This window comes from Amycolatopsis sp. lyj-346 (assembly GCF_046548975.1).
Classification (GTDB): Bacteria; Actinomycetota; Actinomycetes; order Mycobacteriales; family Pseudonocardiaceae; genus Amycolatopsis.
Genome location: NZ_JAJPWT010000001.1, coordinates 502,847 through 528,360 on the forward strand (window position 1 = coordinate 502,847; position 25,514 = coordinate 528,360).

Below are 25,514 nucleotides of genomic sequence, written 5' to 3' on the forward strand. Positions count from 1 at the left end.
CGAAGGCCACATTGGGTGCGTCCAACGCACCGAAGGCCACATTGGGGCGCTTGGGGACCGGGGGCTTGCTAGCCGCAGGCGGCGCGGAGGGTGTCGAGCTTCTTGACGTTGCGTTGCACCCACTTGGCCACGACGCCGGCGTCCTCGATGCGTTCCTTCTGCACCTCGACGTACGAGTCGGCCATGCCGAGCAGCGCGTTCTTGACGTTCTGGTCCTGGACGTCGCCCGCGAGCTCGCGCAGCCGCCGCTCCTTGTCCTCGGCGCGTGCCTTGAGCTTCGCCGGGTCGACCAGCGGGTTCAGGTCGGCGAGCCCGAGTGCCTCGGTGCACGCCGCGACCTTGTCCGCCGTCCTGTTCCCCTGGTCGACCGCGTTGCCGACCTCGGCGCACCCGCTCACCAGCAAGGCCGCCGCGGCCAGCAGCGCGGCCGTCGTTCCACCCCTCGTCATGGCGTCAACGTACCGTCAGCCCTTGACGCAGACCACCTGCTTGAGGTGCGCCACGACCTCGACCAGGTCCGTCTGCGCGCGGATCACCGATTCGATGTCCTTGTACGCCGCCGGGATCTCGTCGACCACGCCGGAGTCCTTGCGGCACTCGACGCCGGCCGTCTGCGCCGCGAGGTCCTCGGCGGTGAACAGCTTCTTCGCCTTGTTCCGCGACATCCGGCGGCCCGCGCCGTGCGAAGCCGACTGGAACGACGAGTCGTTGCCCAGCCCGCGGACGATGTACGAACCGGTTCCCATGCTGCCCGGGATGATCCCGAGATCACCCGAGCCGGCGCGGATCGCGCCCTTCCGGGTGACGAGCAGTTCGACGCCGTCGTAGGTCTCCTCGGCGACGTAGTTGTGGTGGCACGAGATCGCGTCGTCGAAGGTCGTGCCCGGCACGACCTCCGCCAGCGCCAGCTTCACCAGCGCGACCATCGTGGCGCGGTTGCGCGCCGCGTAGTCCTGCGCCCAGAACAGGTCGCGCCGGTAGGCCTGCATCTCCGGCGTGCCGGCGACGAACACCGCGAGGTCGGGGTCGGGCAGGTCGGCGTTGTGCGGCAGCTTGCGCGCGACGGCCATGTGCCGCTCGGCCAGCTCCTTGCCGATGTTGCGCGAACCCGAGTGCAGCATCAGCCAGACCCGGCCTTCGTCGGCACCGCCCTGCTCGAGGCAGACCTCGATGAAGTGGTTGCCGCCGCCGAGGCTGCCGATCTGCCGCGCGGCCCGGTCGTGCAGCTCCTGGACACCGGTGTGCAGCTCGCCGAACTGCTTCCAGAACGCGTCCCAGCCGCCGACGCCGTGCACCTTCGCCGGGTTCACGGGCGTCTTGTGCAGCCCGAAGCCGACCGGCACGGCGCTTTCGATGCGCCGGCGCAGCTTCCCGAGGTCGTCGGGCAGGTCGCTCGCGGTGAGCGACGTCCGGACGGCACTCATCCCGCACCCGATGTCGACGCCGACCGCGGCAGGCGAGACGGCGTCGCGCATGGCGATGACGCTGCCGACGGTCGCGCCCTTGCCGTAGTGGACGTCGGGCATCACGGCGACGCCGTGCACCCACGGCAGGTTCGCGACGTTGTGCAGCTGCCGCATGGCCTGGTCTTCGACCGACGCGGGATCCGCCCACATCCGGATCGGGACGCGGGACCCTTCGACAGCGGTGTGCATGTTTCCTCCCCTTGAACGCGTTTCGCGGTACCCAGGATCCCCCGGGCACCGCGAACCGACAAGGCAGTTTTCGGATGTGCACAGTTCAGCTGTCCACTGTGGTCACTACAGCTGCTGCGCCACCAGCTCCGCGATCTGCACGGCGTTGAGCGCCGCACCCTTGCGCAGGTTGTCGTTCGAGATGAACAGCGCCAGCCCGCGGCCACCCTCGACGCCCTGGTCCACCCGGATCCGGCCGACGTAGCTCGGGTCGTTGCCCGCCGCCTGCAGCGGGGTCGGGACCTCCGACAGCTCGACGCCCGGCGCGTGCGCCAGCAGCTCCGTCGCGCGCTCGACCGACAGCGGCCGCTCGAACTGCGCGTTCACCGAGATCGAGTGCCCCGAGAACACCGGCACGCGCACGCACGTGCACGAGACGCCGAGGCCCGGGATGCTCAGGATCTTGCGGCTCTCGTTGCGGAACTTCTTCTCTTCGTCCGTCTCGAACTCGCCGTCGTCCACAATGGAACCGGCCATCGGGAGGACGTTGAACGCGATCGGGCGGACGTACTTCTCCGGCTTCGGGAAGTCGATCGCCGCGCCGTCGTGGGTCAGCAGCGAGGCGTGCTCGGCCGCGGCGCGAACCTGGCCCGCCAGCTCGTCGACGCCGGCCAGCCCGCTGCCGGACACCGCCTGGTACGTCGATGCGACCAGCCGGACCAGCCCGGCCTCGTCGTGCAGCGGCTTCAGCACCGGCATCGCGGCCATGGTGGTGCAGTTGGGGTTCGCGATGATCCCCCTGCCACTGAGTTTGATTGCCTCCGGGTTGACCTCGCTGACGACCAGCGGCACGTCCGGGTCCATCCGGAACGCCGAGGAGTTGTCGATCACCGTGACACCCGCGGCGGCGAACCGCGGCCCTTGCGCCTTCGACGTCGCCCCGCCCGCCGAGAACAGCGCGATGTCCAAACCGGACGGATCGGCCGTCGACGCGTCCTCGATGGTGATTTCGGTGTCCCGCCAGGGCAGCTTCGACCCCGCCGAGCGCGCCGAAGCGAAGTAGCGCAGCTCGGCGATCGGGAACTCCCGCTCCGCCAGCAGCTTGCGCATCACCGCACCGACCTGGCCGGTCGCGCCGACCACCCCGACCCGCAACCCGTCCGCCATCAGCGACCACTCCCCGCGTAGACGACGGCTTCTTCGTCGCCGCCGAGTTCGAACGCCTCGTGGATCGCGCGCACGGCGTCGTCGAGCTGCGCGTCGCGGATCAGCACCGAGATGCGGATCTCCGAGGTGTTGATGATTTCGATGTTGACGCCGGCTTCGGCCAGCGCCTCGCAGAACGTCGCCGTGACACCCGGGTGCGAGCGCATCCCGGCGCCGACGAGCGACACCTTGCCGACGTGGTCGTCGTAGAGGACCGACTCGAAGCCGATCTCCTCCTTGACCTTCTCCAGTTCCTTGACGGCCTTGGCGCCGTTGGCCTTCGACAGCGTGAACGTGATGTCGGTGCGGCCGGAGACGGTGCTGGAAACGTTCTGCAGCACCATGTCGATGTCGATTTCGGCGTCGGCGATCACGCGGAAGATCCGGGCGGCGGCACCGGTGTGGTCCGGCACCCCGGTCACCGTGATCTTGGCCTCGGAGCGGTCGTGCGCCACACCGGTGATCAGGGCTTGTTCCACGGGGATCTCCTCGATAGAACCGGTCACCGTCGTGCCCGGCTTGTCACTGTAGGAAGAACGGACTCGGATCGGGACGCCGTAGCGGCGCGCGTACTCGACCGACCGCAGGTGCAGGATCTTCGACCCGCTCGCGGCGAGCTCGAGCATCTCTTCGTACGTGACGGTGTCGAGCTTGCGCGCGTCCGGCACCACCCGCGGGTCGGCCGTGTACACACCGTCCACATCGGAGTAGATCTCGCAGACGTCGGCGTTCAGCGCGGCGGCGAGCGCGACGGCGGTGGTGTCCGAGCCGCCGCGGCCCAGCGTGGTGATGTCCTTGGTGTCCTGCGCGACGCCCTGGAAGCCGGCCACCAGCGCGATGTAGCCCTGTTCGAGCGCCTCGGTGACCCGGCTCGGCGTGACGTCGATGATGCGCGCGTTGCCGTGCACCGACGTCGTGACGACGCCGGCCTGCGAACCGGTGAACGACCACGCTTCGGCGCCCTGGGCCGCGATCGCCATCGCGACCAGCGAGTTCGAGATGCGCTCACCGGCGGTGAGCAGCATGTCCATTTCCCGCTCCGGCGGCGCGGGGTTGACCTGCTGCGCCAGGTCGAGCAGCTCGTCGGTGGTGTCACCCATCGCCGAGCAGACGACGACGACGTCGTTGCCCGCCTTCTTCGTCGCGACGATCCGCTCCGCCACGCGCTTGATCCGGTCGGCACTTTCCAGCGACGATCCGCCGTACTTCTGGACCACGAGGGCCACGCCCGAACCTCCTCGCGGGCCGGGCGGCTCCCTGGTGGGCACCGGAGAGCCCCCGCGTCCCATGATTTGAACTGGAGCCTACCGGGGCTTCGGCGGGCCGCCACCCTCTTGACGTGGGGCGGACCCCCCCGTGGGGTGTCGTGGAAGTAAATCTTCCGCAACACCAACGAAATGCGCGGAGCCCTTCCTCCCGAGTGATGCAGCGCACTCCCGGCTACGGTGGGGATCGTGCGGAAACCAGCTGTGACGAGCGTCCCGATCGCAACCCTGATGGCGGAACGGTGGAGCCCGCGGGCTTACGACGAGTCAGCCGTCGTCACCCCTGAACAGGTACGAGCACTCCTGGAAGCGGCCCGCTGGGCGCCGTCGTTCGGCAACACCCAGCCGGCCCGCTACCTGGTGGGCGTCCGCGGGGCACCGTCGTTCGACGCGATCCTGGCGACGCTCAATTCGGGCAACCGGGCCTGGGCGCACCGGGCGAGCCTGCTGCTGATCGGCGTGATGGTGACGACGAACGAGAAGGGCGACGTCCCCTACGCGGAGTACGGGCTCGGGCAGGCGACGGAGAACCTCGTGCTGCAGGCGGTCGAGCTGGGGTTGGTCGCCCACCAGATGGCGGGCTTCTCCCCGGAAGCGGTGAGCGCTTCCTTCACCCTGCCGGAGGACGTGGTCCCGAAGGTCGCGATCGCCGTCGGGAAGCCGGCGTCACCGGAGGTACTGGAAGAGGACTGGCGGATCGAGCGGGAGAAGGCGGAGCGGGTGCGGCTGCCGCTGGAGGAGTTCGCCTTCACCGGGTCCTGGGGCAAGCCGGCGCTATGACGTCCCGCCCACGCGGCGGATGACCTTGGCCAGGATCCCGGACACGACCATCCAGAAGATGGCCGCGATGCCGTAGTTGACCAGGACGCGCAGTTTCTGGTCACTCGGCGTGAACAGGTCGCTGAAGCCGAGCGCGAGGCTGTCCGCCCAGGACTTCACGAACGAGACGATGCCGTTGTCCGGGTTGGCCGAGCCGACCGTGAAGATCACGTGGATCACCAGGAGGGCGGCGAACACCAGCCCGATCCAGCGGACGATCGACGCCACCAGCGAGGCCGTCTTGCCCCGCCTCGCGCGCCAGTCGACGGCGGCGCGGCGGGAGACGCGGGTCTCCTCCGACGACTCTGCGTGCTCACCCATGTCCGCAGTTTGGCACGCCACCAGGCCGATTGCTACCCACAGGTAACCAACTTGGGTCACGGTGGGATTGCGGTCCGGCTTCCCTCAGCGCGCGTTCCCTGGATATGGTGGGGCCGTGGCGCGTGCTCTCCTGCTTCGCTGCCGCGACGGGGCCTGACCGGACCGGCTCCCCGTCGCGGGGCTTCGTGGTGCCGGTCGCACCCGTCGATCTGGAGACACCCCCAATCCCATGAGCAAGATCCGCAAGCCCTCTCGTCCCGCGCCCGCCGGCCAGCCCGCCTGGAACACCCAGCGCGGCACGTCCATGCCGGTCCACCGCTACCGCCCCTGGTACGACCTGGTCGAGAACATCGACCTGCCCGACCGCACCTGGCCCGAAAAGCGCATCGACCGCGCGCCGCTGTGGTGCGCCGTCGACCTGCGGGACGGCAACCAGGCCCTGATCGACCCGATGTCGCCCGCGCGCAAGCGCAAGTTCTTCGACCTGCTGGTCCGCATGGGCTACAAGGAGATCGAGGTCGGCTTCCCGGCCGCGTCGCAGACGGACTTCGACTTCGTCCGCGAGATCATCGAAGAGCACGCCATCCCGGACGACGTCAGCATCCAGGTGCTGACCCAGTGCCGTCCGGAGCTGATCGAGCGGACCTTCCAGGCCCTGGACGGCGCGCCCCGCGCGATCGTCCACATCTACAACTCGACGTCGATCCTGCAGCGCCGCGTGGTCTTCCGCGAGGAGCGCGAGGGCATCAAGAAGATCGCGACGCAGGCCGCGGAAATGGTCGTCGAGCTGGCCGCGAAGCACCCCGACACGGACTTCCGGTTCCAGTACTCGCCGGAGTCCTACACCGGCACCGAGCTGTCCTACGCGCTCGAGGTCTGCAACGCCGTCACCGAAATCTGGCAGCCGACGCCCGAGAAGCCGGTGATCCTGAACCTGCCGGCGACCGTCGAGATGGCCACGCCGAACGTCTACGCCGACTCGATCGAGTGGATGAGCCGCAACCTGGCCCGCCGCGACTCGGTGATCCTGTCGCTGCACCCGCACAACGACCGCGGCACCGGCATCGCCGCCGCCGAGCTGGGCTTCCAGGCCGGCGCGGACCGGATCGAAGGCTGCCTGTTCGGCAACGGCGAGCGCACCGGCAACGTCGACCTGGTCGCGCTGGGCATGAACCTCTACAGCCAGGGCATCGACCCGCAGATCGACTTCTCCGACATGGACGAGATCAAGCGGACGGTCGAGTACTGCAACCAGCTGCCGGTGCCCGAGCGCTCGCCGTGGGGCGGCGACCTGGTGTTCACCGCGTTCTCGGGCAGCCACCAGGACGCGATCAACAAGGGCCTCGACGCGATGAAGGACGCCGCCGACAAGGCGGGCGTACCGGTCGACGAGCACCCCTGGGAGGTCCCGTACCTGCCGATCGACCCGAAGGACGTCGGCCGCACGTACGAGGCCGTGATCCGGGTGAACTCGCAGTCCGGCAAGGGCGGCGTCGCCTACATCATGAAGGCCGAGCACCAGCTCGACCTGCCGCGGCGGCTGCAGATCGAGTTCTCGAAGGTCATCCAGCGCTACACCGACTCCGAGGGCGGCGAGGTCGACCCGACCACGATGTACAACGCCTTCTCGGCCGAGTACCTGGAGCTGAAGACGCCGCTGGAGCTGGTCCGCCAGCACGTCCGCGACAACGGCGACGGCGAGTACGACATCACCGCGACCGTCCGCGTGGAGGGCGACGAGCACGAGGTGACCGGCCGCGGCAACGGCCCGATCGCGGCGTTCTTCGACGCGCTGTCGACGGTCGGGTACGACCTGCGCCTGCTGGACTACAGCGAGCACACGCTCTCCCCGGGTGACGACGCCCGCGCCGCGTCGTACATCGAGTGCGCGATCTCCGACCGGGTGTTCTGGGGCATCGGCATCGACCCGTCGATCGTCACGGCCTCGCTGCGCGCGGTCGTCTCGGCGGTGAACCGCGCCAACCGGTGAAAGCGGAGCGGTTGGTCGCGCTGCTGTTCACGCTGCAACGGCGACGCAGCGCGACCGCCGCCGAGCTCGCCGCCGAATTGGGCGTGTCGGAGCGCACGATGCACCGCGACCTGGCGGCCCTGCGCGAAGCGGGCGTTCCCCTGTGGACGGAGCCGGGGCGGCACGGCGGCTTCCGGCTGGTCGACGGCTGGCGCTCCGGGCTCGACGGCCTCACCGCGCGTGAGGCCGTCGCGCTGTTCGCGCTGGGGGCGCCGGACGCGCTCGCCGGGCTCGGGCTCGACACCGCGGGCAGCGCGGCGCGGGCGAAGGTGTCCGCGGGGATGCCTGCCGAGCTGCGGGAACACGCGGCGTTGGTGGCGGGGCGCTTCCACCTCGACGCGCCGGGCTGGTTCGGCTCAGCGGACGAACCGCCGGCGCTGACGGCGGTGGCGCAGGCGGTGTGGTCCCAGCGGCGGGTCTCCGTGACGTACCAGCGCCGGGACAAGGTGGCTTCGCGGGAGCTGGAACCCCTGGGGCTCGTGCTGAAGGCGGGCGTCTGGTACCTGGTGGCGCGGGTTGTCTCGGACGACGCGCTGAGGACTTACCGGGTGTCACGGATCTTGGCCGTCACCGTGCAGGAGGACACGTTCCCGCGGCCGCCGGAGTTCGACCTGGCCCGCTGGTGGCGTTCGTCGTCGGCGGCGTTCGAGCAGGTGGCGCGGCCGGTGCGGGTGCGTGCCCGGCTGAACCGGACGGCGGTGCGGGAGCTGCGCCGCGTGTTCGGGGGCGAGCACCTGGCGGACACGGTCGTTTCACTGGGGACGCCGGACTCCCAGGGCTGGGCCGAGGCCGAGCTCGCGCTGGAAGACGGCAAGATCGGCCTCGGCCAGCTGGTGGCGCTGAGCCCGGGGGTCGAGGTGCTGGAACCGGCGGAGCTGCGGGCGGCGCTGGCCGCGATCGGCGCGGAGCTGGCCGCCCGCAACGCTCAGCGGTAGCCGATGGTGTCCGCGGGCTTTCCCGCGTCGGCCACCTCCGTCATGTACCGCCAGCCGTCCGGGCGGCTGCCGTCGACGTCGTCCACGCCGTACTCCTTCGCCAGCTGGCCGCTGTTCAGCGTCTGCCCGCTCCACCGGTGCCGGTCCGGATCCGCCGCCAAGGCCGCCACCGTCCAGCCGCAGAACGTCGGCGTCTCCGAAATCGCGAAATGGGGGACGCGCTCGCACGCGTCGCGCCAGTTCTCCTCCGTGACGCCGTAGTGCTCCAGCATCGCCTCCGACCGCAGGTACCCCGGCGTGAACGCCACCGCCGTCGCGCCGTGCGACGCCAGCTCGGCCGCCTCCCCGATCGCCAGCAGGTGCGCCGACGCCTTCGCCAGGTAGAACGGCAGCGAAGTGCCTTCGCGGTACTTCGCGTTGTACTCGGCCGTCCCGTCGGTCAGCTCGACGACCAGCCCGCCCGGTCGCTTGATCAGCGGCGGGAGCAGGAAGTGGCTGGTGATCAGGTGCGCGTCGATGCCGAGGCGGATCATCCGCAGGCCGGCCTCGAGGTCGTGCTCCCACACCGGCTTGCCCCAGCCCAGGTGCTGATCACCGCCCCACAGGCCGTCGACCAGGATGTCGAGGTGGTCGATCCGCTTGGCCAGCGCCTCGACCTCGTCCGGCACGAGGTGGTCGACGCGGATCGCCTCCGCCTGGCCGCCCGCCTGCTCGACCAGCTCGGCCGTCTCCTCGATCGTCTCCGGGCGGTCCACTTCGGACCGCCCGGCTCGCGTCGTCCGCCCGGTCACGTACACGAAGGCGCCCGCGCGGCCGAGTTCGACGGCGATCGCCCGGCTCGCACCGCGCGTGCCGCCCGCCACCAGGGCGACTTTTCCGGAAAGTGTGTTCATGCGCCCAGCCTCACGGCCAACCATGACAACTCCTGTCATGGTTTCGGCGAATCCGTGGCCGAGCTGTCGGATTGCTGTGAGTACCCGCCGATCGGGATTGCTTTGCCGTGAGCGGGCGGTCAATGGGGGTGTGGACGGATCGACGGCGGGACTGCTGGTGCCCCGGGCCGGGGGCTCCGCCACCCGGACCCCCAAAGCGGTCAGAGCGACTTGACCACTTCCAGGATCTCCGCCGGCTCGGTGCGCGTGACGAAGTCCGGGTGAACGTCGACGTACCGGAGCACCCGGTCCCGGTCGGCCACGACGACCGCCGGGTGGACCAGCTCCCAGGTGCCGTTGACCTCCTCGAGGTCGATGCCGAGCGTCTCCATGGCCTCGCGCACGATGGCGGAGACCGGGTAGCTCAGCCTGAGCCCCCGCGCGACGGCGCTGCCCACGTCCGAAAGCACCGGGAACGCCAGGTCCGGCGCCGGGCCGTCCGGCCGTTGCGGGCTGATCGCCGCCAGGCTCGCGCCGAACTTCGCCAGCTCGGGCAGCAGTTCCTGCTGGTAGGTGCGCAGGGTCAGGTTGCAGTACGGGCACCACTGGCCGCGGTAGAACACGAGCACCGCCGGCCCGTCGGCGACGAGCTGCCCCAGGCTCGTCGGCGCACCATCGGCCGCCGGCAGCGTGAAGTCTTCGATCTTGTCGCCGGCCCTGGCGAACTCCGTCTTCCCGGCCCGGCGCCGATCCGCTTCGAGGATCTCGAACACCTCGGGCGGCAGTGCGTCACGGATGTGGTCGTTCAGGCCGGTCAGGGCGTTGTCGAGCGACATGGATCCCCCTTGTTGGTTGTACTGATCGGTACAGTGTGCCGAACTGTACTATTCAGTACATGGAGACGCAAGCGGCGGCCTCGACCCCGCGCGGCAAGCGGACGCGCGACGCGATCGTCGACGCGGCGGCCGCGCTGATGTACGTCGACGGCGTCGCCGGCACGAGCGTCGACAAGGTGCTCGCCGCGAGCGGGGCCGGAAAATCGCAGATGTACCACTACTTCAAGAACAAGGAACAGCTGGTCGGCGCCGTGATCGACCGGTACCTCGAGCAGATACTCGGCAACCAGCCGGCGATCTTCACGCTGGCCTCCTGGGCCGACCTCGAGACGTGGACCGAGCAGCTGCTGGACGTCCACCGCCGCGCGGGCGGGCCGATCGCCTGCCCGCTGGGCAACCTCGCCGGCGAGGTCGGCGACAACCCGAAGCTCGCACCGCTGGTCGACCAGGCCTACCGGACGTGGGAGGCCCACCTGGAGCGCGGACTGGCCACGTTGCGCGACAAGGGCGAGCTCGACCCCGGCGCCGACCCCGCGCGGCTGGCGCAGGCGGCGATGACGTCCGTCCAAGGTGGACTGCTGCTGGCGCACATCCGGCACGACCTCACGGCACTGGAGGACGCGCTGGGCATCGCACTCGCCTACCTGCGCGGTTTCAAGCGGTGAGCTGACCGACCTCCGCGCGCAGTTCCTCGATCACCTGGGCCACCGCCGGGCGCCGGCGGGCGCCCGTCCGGCAAACCGCCTCCACCAGACGGGCCGCCCGGATCCCGGCGAGCGGCCGCCCGACCAGCCCGCTGTCGCGGCGAGTGTCCATTGTGTACCGCGGCAGCAGCGCGATGCCGTGGCCGGCGGCGACCAGCCGCTCGGTGATCCGGAAGTCGTTGATCCGCTGCACCACCACCGGCCGCACGCCGGTGCGGATGGTCAGCGAGCGCAGCACGTCGTCGACCGGGAAGCCGAAGTCGACGCTGATCCAGCGTTCGTCCGCCAGCTCGGACAGCTCCACGCGGCGCTGGTTCGCCAGCCGGTGCCCGGCCGGCAGCGCGACGTCGAGGGGCTCCCGCAGCAGCGGCACCACCTCGAGGCGGCTCGAATCGAACTCCGGCGCGTGCTCGTCGCGGTGCGCCACCACGATGTCGTAGTCCGCGACCAGGCCAGGCACCTCCGGCGGCGTCATGTCGACGTCCCGGACGTCGATCTCCAGGCCGTCGTACCCGGCGACGCGCGTCAGCAGCCCCGGCAGCAGCATCAGGCCGGCCGACTGGAAGATCGCGATCCGCACCCGCCCGCGCGGCGCGCTGCGGTAGGTGTCCAGTTCGGACTCGGCCCGCTCGAGCGCCGCGAGCACCTCGTCGGCGCGGGCGACCAGCGCGCGGCCCGCGTCGGTCAGCCGCAGGCCCCGGCCCGCCGGCTCGGTGAGCGGCACGCCGACCTCGCCCTGCAACGCGCGCAGCTGCTGCGAAACCGCGGACGGCGTGCAGTGCAGCGCCCGCGCGGCCGCCGTCACGCTCCCGCGGTCGGCGAACTCCCGCAACGTGCGCAGCCTGCCCAGATCCACGCCGCCACTGTACTTGAAGCAGCGCTACAAGGTTCGTGCAGATATTCTCGCTGGTCCTTCACGGTCCGCGTTGTCACAGTGGAAACATGCCCGCCCGTGATCGCCTGCTCGCCGTGCTCGTCGCCGTCCTCTGGGGACTCAACTTCCTGGCCATCCACGCCACGCTCGGCCAGTTCCCGCCGGTGTTCGCCGGCGCGCTGCGGTTCGCCGTGATCGCCGTCCCGACGATCCTGTTCGTGCCGTGGCCGAAGGTGAAGGTGCGGCACCTGCTCGGGTACGGGCTGGGCTTCGGCACCGGGCAGTTCGCGTTCCTGTTCATCGCGATGGACACCGGCATGCCGACCGGGCTCGCGTCGCTGGTGCTGCAGGCGTCGGCGCCGTTCACGGTGCTCCTCGGCGCCGTCTTCCTGCGCGAACGCGTCACGCCGCACCAGCTGGCCGGCATCGCGCTGGCGGTGGCCGGGATGGCCGCGATCGCGTGGCAGCAGTCCGGGCACGCCGCGCTGCTGCCGATGATCCTGACCCTGCTGGCCGCACTGAGCTGGGCGTTCGGCAACCTGAGCACCCGCAAGGCCGAGCCGGACAACCCGCTGCACTTCACGCTGTGGATGTCGGTGGTGCCGCCGCTGCCGATGTTCGCGCTTTCGCTGGTCATGGAGGGCCCGGCCGCGCAGTGGCGTTCGCTGACGACACTCGGGACCCCGACCGGGCTGGCCGCGCTCGGCGGCCTGACCTACGTCGTGCTGATCGGCACGATCGTCGGATCGGGCCTGTGGACAACACTGATGCGGCGCAACCCGGCCGGCGTGGTGTCGCCGTTCTCGCTGCTGGTGCCGGTGGTCGGGCTGACGGCGTCGTTCCTGCTGCTGGACGAGCGGCCGACCGGGCTGGAGGTCGGCGCCGCCGCCGTCGTGATCGCCGGTGTGCTGCTCGGGTCGCTGCGGCCCGCGCGCAAGCCCGAGCCGGAGCTGGTCGCGGTTTAGGCCTGCGGTCCGTCTTCCGCGTGGTTGCGGCCGAGGCGCTTCTTCATGACAAAGAAGACGACGACGCCGATGACGATCGCGGCGATCAGGCCGAACTTGGAGAACCGGCCGAGCCACTCCTCGGCGACCACACCGAGGTAGAAGACGGCCGCGGTGGTGCCGCCCGCCCAGACGATGCCGCCGGCCGCGTTCGCCAGCAGGAACTTCGGGTAGTGCATGCGCAGCGACCCGGCGAGCGGGCCGGCGAGGATCCGCAGGAACGCGATGAACCGGCCGAGGAAGACCGCCCACACACCACGTTTGTCGAAGATCCGTTCGGCGTTGGCCAGGTGTGTCGGCCCGAAGTGCTTCGGGAATTTCCGGCCCGCCCAGGCGAACAGCCGTTGCCCGCCGGTTTTTCCGATGAAGTAGCCGATGCTGTCGCCGATGATGGCGCCGGCACTGGCCAGGATCCCGATCCAGAGGGGGTTCACCGCATCGTGCGTCGAAGCCAGCAAAGCCGCGCTGACCAGCACGATTTCCCCGGGCAGCGGAATGCCGAGGCTTTCGATCATGATCACCGCCCCGACGATCAGGTACACCGAGAGCGGCGGGATCGCCTCCAGCCATTGGTCGATGTGCACAGCCCGTACCCCCTGGGACCCACGTCGGAATTGATGTTCGCGTTCCGAAGACTACCGGGGGTGGAGTACGCCGGACGGCCTACTCAGGTATGGCCCGGCGTACGACTTTGGTCGCGGTCTGCCCAGTGTGGGCGGCACCCGGGATCGCCGGAAACGACGTCGGGGCCACGGTTTTCGGTGAGTGGCTCCGACGTCGTCCCCCGGCCACGTCCCGTCGGCGCGGAGTTGTCCACAGGGTTCACCCCCATGTGGACAACTTCGGAAGCCGTAGTGGCACAGCGCGTGCGGTGAGGGGGGCGAGCGCGTCCTCGCCCCCTCACCGCGCCGGTCGCGGGAATGCCCGAGCCGGCGGTCAGGGCTTCAGGTCCACCGCCGCCCGCAGCGTCTCGTCCATGTAGAACGGCGTCGAGTCGTGCACGTGGGTGATTCGCCACTCGCCGTCCTCGCGGCGGAAGCACACCGTCGAACGGAACCACAGCTCGAAGCCCGCCGGTGCTCCCTTCGGGGTGGTGGCCAGGCGGTTCAGCGCGTGGCTGTATGCGATGTCGCCGCCGATCGTCACCTTCAGGTCGCGGATCTCGTAGTCGATCGGGCCCTCGAACGTCTCGAACCACGCCCGGCGGGCCGCGACGTCGGTGACCTCCGGACCTCGGTGGGCCAGCGGGGGTGCCAACGTGAACGCGACCACGTCCGGGGCGTACTGCGCTCCCAGCGTCTCCGCGTCGCGGGTCTTCATCGCCAGCTCGCGCGCCGCCAGCAACGCGCGGATCTGCTGCTCACTCATGACATTCTCCTCAAGGTCGGGTGCTTGCACGGGAGACGTAGGCGCCGACCGACGGATTTCGACAGGAGGCTCCGGTGAAATACGTGGTCCTGATCTACGGCAACCCCGAGTCGCGCGCTGCCTGGGAAGGCATGAGCGACGAACAGCGGGCCGCCGGGCTGGCCTGCTACCAGCAGCTCAACGACGAGCTCGATGCCTCCGGCGAACGGATCGTCTCCGAACGGCTCGCCTTCCCGGAGCTCACCAAGCGGGTGAGCGCGACCGACGGGCCCTTCGCCGAGGCCAAGGAGTTCCTCGCCGGCTTCTACCTGCTCGACTGCGAGAGCGAAGAGCGTGCCCTCGAGATCGCCCGGCGGATCCCCGAAGCCTCCTTCGGCGTGGTGGAGGTGCGGCCCGTCATGGGGTTGCACGGACCTGAGCTGTGACCGACGTCGAAAGCCTGCTCCGCGAGCTCGCGCCGCAGGTTCTCGCCGCGCTCGTCCGGCGGTACGGGGACTTCGGCACCTGCGAAGACGCCGTCCAGGAGGCGTTGCTCGCCGCCTACCGGCAGTGGCCGGCCGAAGGCGTCCCGGATCACCCGAAGGGGTGGCTGATCACGACGGCGTCCCGGCGCCGCATCGAGCTGTGGCGCAGTGAGACGGCGCGGCAACGGCGGGAGGAAACCGTCGCGCTGGCCGAGCCGCCGCACCCCGAGCCGGTCAGCGGTGTCGACGACACCCTGACCCTGCTGCTGCTCTGCTGCCACCCGTCGCTGACGCGGCCGTCGCAGGTCGCGTTGACGCTGCGGGCGGTCGGCGGGCTGACGACCGCCGAGATCGCGCGGGCCTTCCTCGTCCCGGAAGCGACGATCGGCCAGCGGATCAGCCGCGCGAAACAGAAGCTCCGCGGCGAACGGCTCACCGGCGACGAGCGCGGCGAGCGCCCCGAGCGGCTGGCCGCCGTGCTGCAGGTGCTGTACCTGATCTTCACCGAGGGCCACACGGCCAGTTCGGGAGACGCGCTGAGCCGCGTCGAGCTGACGACCGAGGCGATCCGGCTGGTCCGGCGGCTGCGCGCGGAACTGCCGGACGACGGCGAAGTCACGGGTCTGCTGGCCCTGATGCTCCTCACCGAGGCCCGCCGTCCGGCCCGGGTCGACGCGACCGGGGCCCTCGTCCCGCTCGCCGAGCAGGACCGGACCCGCTGGAACCGGGCGTTCATCGACGAAGGCGTCGCGCTGATCACCCGGGCGCTGGCGACCGCACCCGTCGGCCCCTACCAGCTGCAGGCGGCGATCGCCGCGGTCCACGACGAGGCCGTGACCAGCGGCGAAACCGGCTGGGCGGAGATCCTCACGCTCTACGACCTGCTGCGGGTCGTGGCTCCGGGCCCGATGGTGACGCTGAACCGGGTGGTGGCGTTCGCGCAGGTCCACGGCCCCGAGGCCGGGCTGGCAGAGCTGGAGGAAGCGGCGAAGGACCTCGCGGGGCACCACCGCGTCGACGCGGTGCGCGCGCACCTGCTGGAGCGGTCCGGCGACCCGGCCGCGGCTCGCGAGGCGTACCTGGCCGCCGCCCGGCGCACGTTGAGCCTCCCCGAACAGGCGTACCTGCAATCGCGGGCCGCCGCCCTCCAGCCGTCATGAGGGGCACTTTCACGTGAAAGTGACCTGGAGGGATCGCCTCCGGATCACTTTCACGTGAAAGCTCCGTTCAGAGGATCTCGGCGGAGGTGCCGATGTCCGGCGGGCCCAGGTCGGGGTTGAGTGCCCCGGTGAGCTCCACCAGCTCCGGCTCCACCTCGTGCGGCTGGATGCGCCCGTCGCGGATGTCCTCCGCGTAGTGGCACGCCACCCGGTGCCCGGCGCCGATTTCGCGCAGCTGCGGACGGTCGGTGTCGCACAGGCTCGCCTGCCGCCACGGGCAGCGCGTGTGGAAGCGGCAGCCCGACGGCGGGTTCGCCGGCGACGGCAGGTCACCGGCGAGCAGGATCTGCTCGCGGGTGTCCTCGACCAGCGGGTCCGGCACCGGGATGGCCGACAGCAGCGCCCGCGTGTACGGGTGCAGCGGGTCCTGGTACAGCGAGTCCGCGTCGGTCTCCTCGACCAGCGCGCCCAGGTACATCACGCCGATGCGGTCGGAAATGTGCCGCACCACCGCGAGGTCGTGCGCGATCACGACGTAGGTCAGGCCGAGCTGGGCCTGCAGGTCCTCCAGCAGGTTCACCACCTGGGCCTGCACCGAAACGTCCAATGCGGACACCGGCTCGTCGGCGACGATCAGGTCCGGCTCCACGGACAGCGCCCGCGCGATGCCGATGCGCTGCCGCTGCCCGCCCGAGAACTCGTGCGGGTACTTCCGCAGCGACGACTCCGGCAGGCCGACCGCGGACAGCAGCTGGCGCAGCCGCTGCTGTGTCGATTCCTTGTCCTTGTCGAGGCCGTGGGCGTGCATGCCCTCGACCAGGATGGATTCGACCGACTGCCGTGGGTCCAAACTGGACATCGGGTCCTGGAAGACCATCTGCATCCGGCGCCGGGCCTTCCGCAGTTCCTCTCCCTTGAGGGCGGCGACGTCGGTGCCGTCGAACACCACCTGGCCGGAGGTGGGCTCGCTGAGCCGCAGGATCGCCCGGCCCAAAGTGGACTTGCCGCAGCCGGATTCCCCCACCAGACCGTAGGTTTCGCCCCGCCGGATGGCCAGGTCGACGCCGTCGACCGCGTACACGTGCCCGACCGTCCGGTCGAACACGATGCCGCTCTTGATCGGGAAGTGCACCTTGAGGTCGTTGACCTCGAGCAGCACGTCACCAGCAGGACGGGTCATCGGGTTCCTCCTCCCGCGGCGACCGCGGGCCGCACGGGGTTGTGACAGCGCAGCAGCCCGCCCTGGTCGGGCGCCAGCTGCGGCTGGACCTCGCGGCAGACCGGCAACGCGTTGGGACACCGCGGCGCGAACGCGCACCCGTGGTCCCACGGGATGTTGTCGGACACCGACCCCCGGATGGGGATCAGCTTCTCGCCGCGGCCGGCGTCCAGGCGCGGGATCGACGCGAGCAGGCCGTGCGTGTACGGGTGCCGCGGCTCGGCGAACAGCCGGTGCCGCTGCGCCCGCTCGACGATCTTGCCGCCGTAGAGGACGTTGACCTCGTCGCACAGCCCGGCGACGACGCCGAGGTCGTGGGTGATCATGATCAGCGCGGTTCCGGTGTCCTGCACCAGTTCCCGCAGCAGCGCCAGGATCTGCGCCTGGATGGTGACGTCCAGCGCGGTCGTCGGCTCGTCGGCGATGAGCAGCCGCGGGCGGCACGCCAGCGCGATCGCGATCAGCGCGCGCTGCCGCATCCCGCCGGAAAGCTGGTGCGGGTACTCGGAAAGCCGCCGCGACGGGTCCGGGATGCCGACCTTGTCCAGCAGGTCCACCGCTTCGACGGACGCCGCCTTGCGCGACATCCCGCGGTGGCGCTCCAGCACCTCGGTGATCTGCAGCCCGATCGGGATGACCGGGTTCAGCGAGGACAGCGGGTCCTGGAACACCATGCCGAGGTCGCGGCCGCGGCGGTCGCGCATTTCCCCGTCGGACAGCTTGAGCAGGTCGGTGCCCTCGAAGCGCACCGAGCCGCTGACCTTGTTGCCGCGCTTGGCCAGCAGCCGCATGATCGCCAGTGACGTCACGGACTTGCCGCAGCCGGACTCGCCGACCAGGCCGACCGTCTGGCCGGGCTCGACGTCGAAGCTGACGCCGTCGACAGCGGTGAACGACCGCTCGCCACGGCGGACGAAGTCGACCTTGAGATCACGGACTTCAAGGAGTGCCATCAGTGCTTCACCGCCTGTTCTTCGGGTCGAGGGCTTCGCGGAGTGACTCGCCGAGCAGCGTGAACCCGAGCGCGACCACGATGATCGCGATGGCCGGGTAGTACGCGAGCTCCGGCCGGACGTCGAGGAACTGCCGGGCCGCGCGGCTCAGCATGATGCCCCACTCGGCCCGGTTCGGGTCCGGGTCGCCGAGCCCGAGGAACGACAGTGCCGCGGCCTCGAGGATGGCGGTGGCGAGCGTCAGCGTCGCCTGCACGATGACCGGACCCAGCGAGTTCGGCAGCATGTGCCGGAACACGATGGACGTCCGTTTCACCCCCAGCGACGTCGCGGCGAGCACGTGGTCGCTGCCGCGTTGCACCAGCATGGAGCCACGCAGCAGCCGCGCGAAGATCGGCACGCCGATCATCGACACGGCCAGGATCACCGTCCACTGGCTGGGCTTCTGGAACAGCGCGGCCACCGAAATGGCCAGCAGCAGCGAAGGCACCGACAGCATGACGTCGACCAGTCGCATGAGGACGGTGTCGACCCAGCCGCCGAACGCGCCGGCCAGCCCGCCGATGATGACGCCGATCAGCACGCCGATCACCGTGGCCAGCACGCCGACCAGCAGCGTCTGCTGGGCGCCGACGAGCAGCCGCGAGAGGTAGTCGCGGCCGAAGTCGTCCACGCCGAGCGGGAAACCGGGCTGGGCGCCGGGGATAATGCCCTGCCCGAGGGAAACCTCACCCTGCAGGTAACGCTCGTAGGGATCCTTCGGCGCGATGATCGGCGCGAAGATCGCCAGGAGGAGGAACAACGCGGTGATCACGCCGCCGGTGATGGCCACCGGGCTGCGCAGCATCCGCCGCAGCGCCTCGCCGCCCAGGCTGTGCCCGGACGCCGACGCGAGCTTGTCGATCGGTTCCTTCTTCTTGTTGAGCAGAGTGTTCATCGCACACGCACCCTCGGGTCGATGATCCCGTACGAGACGTCGACCAGCATGTTCACCAGCACGTACACCAACGCGCCGAACAGCAGCAGCGCCTGCAGGCGGGGGTAGTCACGCCGTTCGATCCCTTCGGCCAGCAGGAAACCGAGGCCGCGGAAGTTGAACACCCGCTCGGTCAGCACCGCGCCGCCGAGCAGCGCGCCGGTCTGCAGGCCGATGGTGGTGACCACCGGGAGCAGGCCGTTGCGCAGCACGTGCCGCCGCCGCACCACCTGCTGGGTCAGGCCCTTGGAGTTGGCCGTGCGGATGAAGTCCTCGTTGAGCACCTCGAGCACCGACGCGCGGGTGATCCGGGTGATCACCGCCAGCGGGATGGTGGCCAGCGCGAACGCGGGCAGGATCAGGTGCAGGATCGCGTCCCAGACCGCGTCCCACTCGCTGGTCATGATGCCGTCGAGGATGGCGAAGTTCGTGATGGAGGTGGCGTCCAGGCCGGCCGCCTGCCGTCCCTGCGACGGCAGGCCCAGCGGGCCGGCCAGCAGGTCCTGCATCATGTAGCCGAGGAAGAACACCGGCACCGCGACGCCGACCAGGGTCAGCAGGATGATCACGTTGTCAGCGACGCCACCGCGGTAGCGGGCCGAAAGGTAGCCCGCCGGGATGCCGATGAGCACCGCGACGATCATCGCGCAGACGCCCAGCTCGATGGTGGCGGGCAGGTAAGTGCCGATCTCCCCGATCACCGGCTGGCTGGAGACCAGCGAACTGCCGAAGTCACCGGTGACCGCGCGGCCGAGGAACTTGAAGTACTGGATGATGACGGGCTGGTCGAGCCCGAGCACGTGGTTGAGGTTGGCGATCTTCTCCGGGGTCGCCTTGTCGCCGAGCAGCGCCGCCGCGGGGCCGCCGGGCAAGGCGCGTAACCAGGCGAAGATCAAGATGGACAGAACGAGGAGCGTCGGAATCGCTTGTAGCAGCCGACGCATGAGAAAACGGAGCACTTGCAGTCCTTAGGTGGCAGCCCGCTGAGTACGGAACATGGGGTGGGCGCGGTAGCACCCACCCCATGCCTCGCGGCGTGGAACTTCTCAGTTCACGGTCACGGTGTTGAACCGCTCGTCGGTCAGCGGGCTGGCGACCAGGCCCTTGACCTTCGGACCGACCACGATCGCGGGCGGGCCGTAGGAGATCGGGATGGAGGGCAGGTAGTCCATGATCTGCTTGTTGACTTCCTGGTACGCCTTGGCGTGCGCGTCGCCGGCGGGCGAAGCGTCCGCGGCGGCGAGCGCCTGGAACAGCTGCGGGTTGTCGAACCCGAACTCCGGCTTCTTGCGGCCGAAGAAGGTGCCGACGAAGTTCCCGGCGTCGTTGTAGTCACCGGTCCAGCCGAGCAGGTGGAGGTCGTGCTTGCCGAACTTCTGGACGTCGTCCTTGTAGCCACCGTTCCACGGCTTGGCGACCGGCTCGATCTTGACGCCGATGGCCTTCAGGTCCTCGGAGACCGAGGTGAAGATGTCCGCCGGGTTCGGCATGTACGGCCGGGTGACCTCGGTCGGGTAGTAGAACTTCAGCGTCAGGTCCGTCGCGCCGGCTTCCTGGAGCAGCTGCCGGGCCTTCTGCTGGTCGAACGGGTACTTGGTGACCTCGTCGGTGTAGCCGGAGATCGTCTTGGGCACGAACTCGGGGGCCACCTCGGCGCCCTCGGGCAGCTTGCTCTTGACGAACTGCTCGCGGTTGATGCCGTAGGCGAGCGCCTTGCGGACGCGGACGTCCTTCAGCTTCTCACCGGCCGGGCCGGACTGGTTGATGCCCAGGTAGAGCACGTTGAACGGCGGGCGCACCAGCACCTGCTCGCCCTCGTTGCGCAGCAGGCCGTAGTCCGCGGGCGCCGGGTAGTCGTAACCCTGGATGTCACCGGCCTTGAGCGCCTGCTTGCGGGCGTTCTCGTCCGGGATCACCTTGAAGATCAGCTTGTCGAGCTTGGCCGTCTCGGTCGGGCTGGTGTCGTTCTTGACCAGGGTGATCTCGCCCTTGCCCTGGTCCCAGCTCTCGAACTTGAACGGGCCGGTGCCGACCGGGTGCTTGTTCGCGTACTCGCTGTAGGTGAACGAGTCGCCGGACTGGACGACCTCGTCGGCCTTGTACTGCTTGAGCGCGGTCGGGCTCTGCATCGCGAACGACGGGAGCGTGAAGGCCGCCGGGAAGGCACCCTTCGCCCGGTTCAGGTTCACGACCGCGGTCGCCGGGTCCTTGGCTTCGCAGCTCTTGTAGACCGGGTCGCCGTAGTCGTCGCTCTCGTTCTTGGCGAAGCCGCTGAAGACGTCGGCGTAGTAGATCATCTGGCTCTGGGCGGCAGCGCCCTTCATGTTGTACCAGCGGTCGAAGTTGAAGCAGACCGCGGCCGAGTCGAAGGCGGTGCCGTCGGAGAACTTCACGCCCTGCTTGAGCGAGAAGGTCCAGGTCTTGCCTTCGTTGCTGGGCTCCCACTTGTCGGCCAGCGAGGGCTCGAGGTCGGCGGTGCCCGGCTTGTTCTGGATCAGGGTGTCGTACATCTGCCGGGTGACGCGGAAGGTCTCGCCCTCGTCGTTGAAGATCGGGTCGAACATCTTCGGGTTACCAGCCGTCCCGAAGATCATCGTGCCCCCCGTACCACCTCCCGCGCCCTCTTCGCGCTTGGATTCCGCACAGGCGGACAGCGAAACCGCGAGCGCGCCGGCGAGCCCGATCAGGGCCACGCGGCGTGTTCGGGTCAGCCGCAATTGCTGCATCTGGCACCCCTTGGGAGATGTTCGGGTTCAAAGTCACCGTCCGGTCGGTCAGGAACTCGACGGACGATCGGTGTGCTCGCCGACACTAGCGGGAACTCGGCCCGCACTTAAGCACGTGAGGTTACGATCGCGCTACGTGGACGTCGATTTGACCGCAATGTGTCCGTAAATCACGACAGAATGTGACCATTTGCGGGCAACGGCTGCACCCAGTACCCGATCCATGACTCAGATGGCGGTACCAGCGGTGGTCCGATCGTGTATTCAGTTACACACCGCTTAATCGATTCGGACCGGCCTGGACACGTAGCGTGATCACCCACTCTCCTACGAAAGTCGGGTTCCGGCGGCCTCAAGGGTGCCGTCGACGGCGAACCAGCCGCGCTCGAACCGTTGCCAGCGCGCCAATGCGGCCCGTGCGGCCGCGCCGTCCCGGTCGACGGCCCGGGCCAGCCGCTCGGCGGCGGAGCCACCGGAGAGCCAGCAGAGGTGGGAAAGCAGGGGTCTTACCGAAGTCCGGCCGCTGGAAACCCCCTCCAGCACCAGGACATCGGGCACGGCCACCCGGACGAGCTCACCCGGCCGGGGTGCCCCGGTGGACCAGTCCATTCGCCGGTACGCCCCCGGCTCGCCGTCGGCCAGGGGACGCAGGACGCCACCGACGAGCCGCGGCCACCACGCGACCGGATCGTCCCAGGTGGCGAAGGCGTCGGTGCTCACCAGGGCCGTCCGGCACCCGCGGGCGGTCAGCCCGGCGACGACCTGGGTGGCGAGCGTGGACTTGCCGGCGCCCGACGGGCCGTCGATGGCCAGCACGCGCACCCGGCCCAGCCGGGCGGGGGCCGCGAGCAGGGCCTCGATCAGGGCGTCACTTGCTGACGCGCTCGACCTCGGGGAGCCCTTTGACGTCGTCGGGGGCCGCCGTCTTCGCTTCCAGCTCGGCGATCCGGCTCGCCAGCTCGCGCCGGGTGTCCTCGAGCTCGCAGCGCAGCAGCGCGATTTCCTCGACCGACGTGCGCACTTCTTCTTCGAGGTGCCCGGTCTCGGTGGACAGGTGCAGCGACACCAGCGCCAGCACGACGCCGGCGAGGAGGAACACGAAGTTCGACGGGGTTTCCACCCCGGTCAGCCCGGCGAGGAACTTCGCGGCCGCCGGGATCGCGGCCAGCACCACGACGCCGATGGCGACGATCAGCCACACGCCCGCGTACTTCTCACGCAGCTTGCGCCGCCGCATCATCTCGAGGACGACGAACAGCACGACGCAGGCGACGACGATGCTGAGGACGCGCCAACCTTCCATCTTCCCGAGCTCCTTATGCCGAGTCTGAGGAGTCGACCGCGGGGCGGCGGCGGACCAGCGCGAGCAGCAGCGCGAGCCCGGCGCGGCCCAGGTAGACGGCCGACTTGACGGGCGAGTGGCTGGGCGTGCCGCCCGCGCGCTCGCGCATGATGACCGGGATCTCCTTGATGGTCAGCTCGGCCCGGATGGCCATGACCAGCGATTCGACCGTGTCCCCGAGGTACTCGGCCGGGTAGTAGCCGGCGAACAGCCGGATCGCGCGCGGCCCCATCGCCTTGAAGCCCGACGTGACGTCGGTGAGCCGGGTCTTCGCCAGCCGCGAGAACACGATCGACAACGCGACCATGGCGTACTTGCGCGGCCCGCTGGCCTTGTAGGCGCCCTTGCCGGCGAACCGGGAGCCGATCACGATGTCCGCGTCGTCGAGGCCGCGCAGCAGCGCGTCGAGCTCGTCGGGGTCGTGCTGGCCGTCCGCGTCCACCTGCACGACGACGTCGTACCCGCGGGCGGCGGCGTAGCGGAAGCCGGTGCGCATCGCGCCGCCGACCCCGAGGTTCACGGCGAGCCGGGCCACCTCGGCGCCCGCGGCGCGGGCCAGCTTGGCGGTGTCGTCCACCGAGCCGTCGTCGACGACCAGCAGATCACCGTTCGGGAGGGCGCGCTTGACCTGCTCGATGACCGACGCGACGCTCGCCGACTCGTTGAGGGCGGGCATCACGATGAGCACGCGGCGGCTGGTCACCGAGGTCGCAGACACGCGATCACTCTAACCCTTCACTACCGGTCACCGGCTGTGGACCCGGGTGCGGCGCCGGCCGTGACGACGTCCTGCTGGCCCGCGATCTCGTAGATCGAGGCACCGGCGTTGCGGTAGACCAGCTTGAACCCGGGTGCGGTGTCCAGGTTCAGGAGGCCGGGATCGTTGCGCTGGTCGGGGACGGCGTTGCCCTGGCCGACGAAGGCGTAGCGGACCTTGAGCTCCCGCAGGACCTTCCGGGCCCGCGGGTCGGTCTCCAGCCGGTTCGCGAACGCGCTGACGTAGCCGACGTCGCTGGTGCGCGGGGCGCCGTAGTAGTTCCACTGGGTCGGCTGCACCCCCTGCAGCGCGTACATCCAGACGGACCCGTCGAGGCGGTCGTTCAGGACGCGTTCGCCGGGCACCGTGTGCCCGGCCAGCCAGGCGAACGCCGTCTCTTCGTCCGCGCTCACCGCGGGGAAGCCCCGGTAGGCGATGTTCACGTGGACGGAGTTGAGGTACACGTACCCGCGGCTGAACCCGCCGATGACCGCCGCGAGCAGGACCACGCCGGCCAGGACGGGCGCGGCCGGGTGCAGCCTCGGCAGCCGGGGCCGGACCTTCGCCGCGAACCACGCCGTCGCCGTGTAGACGAACTCGCCGAAGCCGACCGCGCCGATCATCGGCAGCAGGGCCGCGAGCCGGTAGTTGTCGTTGTAGAACGGCCCGCTCAGCAGGTGGACCAGGCTGTTCTCCATGGACACCGTGGCCGCGTACAGGCCGCCGAGCACGACGTACGCGGCGACCAGCCAGAGCATCCGCCGGTGCCGGACCAGCAGGAAGACGCCGACGATCGCGGGCAGGCCGATCCACCACTGCGGGAAGCTCGCCATCGGCGAGAACGTGACCGTCTGCCCCACCGCGCCGGTCATGGTCGCCGCGTTCGCCCAGACCGCGGACGTCACGCCGCCGGCGTTGTAGAGCGAGGGCAGGACCTGGGGCAGGCCGAGCCCGGCGGCGAGCAGGGCGGCCGCCGCCAGCGACGGCCAGGCCCGCCGCCAGTCGATCGGCTCGAACTTGAACAGCACGGCGGCCAGGATGAGGACGCCGTAGACGGCGAGGACGAACACGACGCTGGTGTGCAGCGCCGCCAGGCCGGCGACGCCGACGCCGACGGCCAGCGGACCGGTGGCCCCGCCCGGCTCGAGCAGCAGCCGGACCACCGCGAGCGTGGCCGGGACCAGGGCGACGCCGGCGGCGTACGGCCAGACCGGGCCGTGCCAGAACAGGTCGTAGGGGAACGAGGTGAAGCAGGCGGAAGCGGCGGCGGCCGCGGCGGCCGTCACCGGCGGCATCCGCCACGCGCGGCACATCGCGGCCACGCCGAGCGGCACCGCGAAGGTGACGGCGATGGACGCGAAGTTCAGCAGCGGCATCACGGTCAGCCCGCCCTTGCCGAAGAGCAGGGCGAGCAGCGCGTGGTAGGTGTCCGGGTAGAAGTAGTGCGTTTCGTCCGGCAGGTTCGCGATGGTGCCGATGGTCGACGGGCGTGCGTCACCGCGTTCGGCGATCCAGCGGACGAGGTTCGCGTGGAACGCGGCGTCCCAGTCCTGGTTGACCGTGCCAGGGGCAGGAATGCCACGCAGCACCGTGAGCGCGCCGACCGCCATGCCCGCGGCGACGCCGAGCGCCGTCAGCGCGTGTGCGCGCCACGACCACCGCGGGCGCTCGGGCGGAGCCGCCTCGGCGTCCGGCCGTCGTCGCCGGGTGAACCGGCTCACCGCCCAGGTGACGCCGAAGCCGGCGGCCGACACCGCGAGCGTCCACAGTGTCACGGAGAGCGCGGTCCAGCGGATGCCCGTGCCACCGAGCAGCGGGACGGCGAGGGCCACGATCCCGAAGGTGAGCACCGGCGCCGCCGCGCCCAGCGTCCAGCCGCGCAGGCCGATCGCCACGCCGAAAACGGCGCCCGGCAGCCAAAAAGCGGCCAGAACGAGCAGAAAACCCATTCTTCCACCCCATTTTCCGCCGTGACCGGTTCCGCAACCGCGGTGCACGCCGTTCCGGACGGCGGCCACGCTACCGTGCACGTCAGCTCGCTGGTCACCCG

General features: G+C 70.1%; 26 protein-coding genes. 7 read left to right on the forward strand and 19 right to left on the reverse strand.

Annotated elements, in window-relative coordinates:
- Positions 1–68 precede the first annotated feature (68 nt).
- The 4 genes from ACLJQE_RS02475 to ACLJQE_RS02490 all read right to left on the reverse strand — a co-directional run bounded on the left by ACLJQE_RS02475 (position 69) and on the right by ACLJQE_RS02490 (position 4,066).
- Complete coding sequence (locus tag ACLJQE_RS02475; RefSeq protein WP_410637268.1) at positions 69–449, reverse strand: hypothetical protein; 381 nt, start codon at positions 447–449, stop codon at positions 69–71.
- A 15-nt stretch (positions 450–464) separates the two neighbouring features.
- Positions 465–1,655, reverse strand: a complete 1,191-nt coding sequence (locus ACLJQE_RS02480) for an RtcB family protein (RefSeq protein ID WP_410637269.1) — start codon at positions 1,653–1,655, stop codon at positions 465–467.
- Between the two features lie 105 nt (positions 1,656–1,760).
- Complete coding sequence (locus ACLJQE_RS02485; protein WP_410637270.1) at positions 1,761–2,801, reverse strand: aspartate-semialdehyde dehydrogenase; 1,041 nt, start codon at positions 2,799–2,801, stop codon at positions 1,761–1,763.
- Positions 2,801–4,066, reverse strand: a complete 1,266-nt coding sequence (locus tag ACLJQE_RS02490; RefSeq protein WP_325148312.1) for an aspartate kinase — start codon at positions 4,064–4,066, stop codon at positions 2,801–2,803. The genes ACLJQE_RS02485 and ACLJQE_RS02490 overlap by 1 nt, the downstream gene beginning before the upstream one ends.
- 228 nt (positions 4,067–4,294) lie before the next feature.
- Here ACLJQE_RS02490 and ACLJQE_RS02495 point away from each other — a divergent pair, with 228 nt between their 5' ends.
- Positions 4,295–4,885, forward strand: a complete 591-nt coding sequence (locus tag ACLJQE_RS02495) for a nitroreductase family protein (protein ID WP_410637271.1) — start codon at positions 4,295–4,297, stop codon at positions 4,883–4,885.
- Here the strand turns inward: ACLJQE_RS02495 and ACLJQE_RS02500 are convergent.
- A complete protein-coding gene (locus tag ACLJQE_RS02500) occupies positions 4,880–5,245 on the reverse strand; it encodes a hypothetical protein (RefSeq protein WP_410637272.1) in 366 nt (121 codons plus the stop codon). The two genes, ACLJQE_RS02495 and ACLJQE_RS02500, sit on opposite strands and share 6 nt — an antisense overlap.
- Before the next feature lie 229 nt (positions 5,246–5,474).
- Here ACLJQE_RS02500 and leuA point away from each other — a divergent pair, with 229 nt between their 5' ends.
- Positions 5,475–7,235 (forward strand): 2-isopropylmalate synthase, encoded by a 1,761-nt coding sequence (gene leuA / locus ACLJQE_RS02505; RefSeq protein WP_410637273.1) that lies wholly within the window; start codon positions 5,475–5,477, stop codon positions 7,233–7,235.
- On the forward strand, positions 7,232–8,209 hold the full coding sequence (locus ACLJQE_RS02510) for a helix-turn-helix transcriptional regulator (RefSeq protein ID WP_410637274.1): 978 nt from the start codon (positions 7,232–7,234) through the stop codon (positions 8,207–8,209). The genes leuA and ACLJQE_RS02510 overlap by 4 nt, the downstream gene beginning before the upstream one ends.
- Here ACLJQE_RS02510 and ACLJQE_RS02515 read toward each other — a convergent pair.
- Positions 8,200–9,102 (reverse strand): SDR family oxidoreductase, encoded by a 903-nt coding sequence (locus ACLJQE_RS02515; RefSeq protein WP_410637275.1) that lies wholly within the window; start codon positions 9,100–9,102, stop codon positions 8,200–8,202. The genes ACLJQE_RS02510 and ACLJQE_RS02515 overlap by 10 nt on opposite strands.
- Positions 9,103–9,302: 200 nt before the next feature.
- A complete protein-coding gene (locus tag ACLJQE_RS02520; RefSeq protein WP_410637276.1) occupies positions 9,303–9,917 on the reverse strand; it encodes a peroxiredoxin-like family protein in 615 nt (204 codons plus the stop codon).
- Between the two features lie 59 nt (positions 9,918–9,976).
- Between ACLJQE_RS02520 and ACLJQE_RS02525 the strand changes: the two genes are divergently transcribed.
- Positions 9,977–10,582, forward strand: a complete 606-nt coding sequence (locus tag ACLJQE_RS02525) for a TetR/AcrR family transcriptional regulator (RefSeq protein ID WP_410637277.1) — start codon at positions 9,977–9,979, stop codon at positions 10,580–10,582.
- On the opposite strand, the gene ACLJQE_RS02530 is transcribed toward ACLJQE_RS02525, so the two are convergent.
- Entirely contained in the window at positions 10,572–11,477 is a 906-nt protein-coding gene (locus tag ACLJQE_RS02530) for a LysR family transcriptional regulator (protein ID WP_410637278.1), read from the reverse strand. The genes ACLJQE_RS02525 and ACLJQE_RS02530 overlap by 11 nt on opposite strands.
- A gap of 86 nt (positions 11,478–11,563) precedes the next feature.
- Between ACLJQE_RS02530 and ACLJQE_RS02535 the strand changes: the two genes are divergently transcribed.
- A complete protein-coding gene (locus ACLJQE_RS02535) occupies positions 11,564–12,460 on the forward strand; it encodes an EamA family transporter (RefSeq protein WP_410637279.1) in 897 nt (298 codons plus the stop codon).
- Here the strand turns inward: ACLJQE_RS02535 and ACLJQE_RS02540 are convergent.
- Positions 12,457–13,083, reverse strand: coding sequence for a DedA family protein (locus tag ACLJQE_RS02540; protein ID WP_410637280.1), 627 nt, complete (start codon positions 13,081–13,083; stop codon positions 12,457–12,459). The genes ACLJQE_RS02535 and ACLJQE_RS02540 overlap by 4 nt on opposite strands.
- Before the next feature lie 352 nt (positions 13,084–13,435).
- Entirely contained in the window at positions 13,436–13,867 is a 432-nt protein-coding gene (locus ACLJQE_RS02545; RefSeq protein WP_410637281.1) for a YybH family protein, read from the reverse strand.
- Between the two features lie 74 nt (positions 13,868–13,941).
- Here ACLJQE_RS02545 and ACLJQE_RS02550 point away from each other — a divergent pair, with 74 nt between their 5' ends.
- Complete coding sequence (locus tag ACLJQE_RS02550) at positions 13,942–14,292, forward strand: YciI family protein (RefSeq protein WP_410637282.1); 351 nt, start codon at positions 13,942–13,944, stop codon at positions 14,290–14,292.
- The gene (locus tag ACLJQE_RS02555; protein ID WP_410637283.1) at positions 14,289–15,491 is read left to right on the forward strand and encodes an RNA polymerase sigma factor; all 1,203 of its coding nucleotides are present in this window, start codon (positions 14,289–14,291) and stop codon (positions 15,489–15,491) included. The genes ACLJQE_RS02550 and ACLJQE_RS02555 overlap by 4 nt, the downstream gene beginning before the upstream one ends.
- A gap of 67 nt (positions 15,492–15,558) precedes the next feature.
- Here the strand turns inward: ACLJQE_RS02555 and ACLJQE_RS02560 are convergent, their stop codons facing one another.
- The 9 genes from ACLJQE_RS02560 to ACLJQE_RS02600 all read right to left on the reverse strand — a co-directional run bounded on the left by ACLJQE_RS02560 (position 15,559) and on the right by ACLJQE_RS02600 (position 25,413).
- The gene (locus tag ACLJQE_RS02560) at positions 15,559–16,671 is read right to left on the reverse strand and encodes an ABC transporter ATP-binding protein (RefSeq protein WP_410637284.1); all 1,113 of its coding nucleotides are present in this window, start codon (positions 16,669–16,671) and stop codon (positions 15,559–15,561) included.
- A complete protein-coding gene (locus tag ACLJQE_RS02565; protein ID WP_410637285.1) occupies positions 16,668–17,663 on the reverse strand; it encodes an ABC transporter ATP-binding protein in 996 nt (331 codons plus the stop codon). The genes ACLJQE_RS02560 and ACLJQE_RS02565 overlap by 4 nt, the downstream gene beginning before the upstream one ends.
- A 7-nt stretch (positions 17,664–17,670) precedes the next feature.
- Entirely contained in the window at positions 17,671–18,600 is a 930-nt protein-coding gene (locus ACLJQE_RS02570) for an ABC transporter permease (protein WP_410637286.1), read from the reverse strand.
- Complete coding sequence (locus ACLJQE_RS02575) at positions 18,597–19,598, reverse strand: ABC transporter permease (RefSeq protein ID WP_410637287.1); 1,002 nt, start codon at positions 19,596–19,598, stop codon at positions 18,597–18,599. The genes ACLJQE_RS02570 and ACLJQE_RS02575 overlap by 4 nt, the downstream gene beginning before the upstream one ends.
- Positions 19,599–19,685: 87 nt before the next feature.
- Positions 19,686–21,365 carry an ABC transporter substrate-binding protein gene (locus tag ACLJQE_RS02580; protein ID WP_410637288.1) on the reverse strand — a complete coding sequence of 560 codons (1,680 nt, stop codon included), beginning with the start codon at positions 21,363–21,365 and terminating at the stop codon, positions 19,686–19,688.
- A gap of 327 nt (positions 21,366–21,692) precedes the next feature.
- Positions 21,693–22,196: a uridine kinase gene (locus ACLJQE_RS02585; protein ID WP_410638291.1), complete on the reverse strand. Its 504-nt coding sequence runs from the start codon at positions 22,194–22,196 to the stop codon at positions 21,693–21,695.
- Positions 22,197–22,233: 37 nt separating this feature from the next.
- Positions 22,234–22,668 carry a DUF2304 domain-containing protein gene (locus tag ACLJQE_RS02590; protein ID WP_086849741.1) on the reverse strand — a complete coding sequence of 145 codons (435 nt, stop codon included), beginning with the start codon at positions 22,666–22,668 and terminating at the stop codon, positions 22,234–22,236.
- Positions 22,669–22,681: 13 nt separating this feature from the next.
- Positions 22,682–23,383 (reverse strand): glycosyltransferase family 2 protein, encoded by a 702-nt coding sequence (locus tag ACLJQE_RS02595; protein WP_396136891.1) that lies wholly within the window; start codon positions 23,381–23,383, stop codon positions 22,682–22,684.
- Between the two features lie 62 nt (positions 23,384–23,445).
- Entirely contained in the window at positions 23,446–25,413 is a 1,968-nt protein-coding gene (locus ACLJQE_RS02600) for a DUF6541 family protein (protein ID WP_410637289.1), read from the reverse strand.
- Positions 25,414–25,514 lie beyond the last annotated feature (101 nt).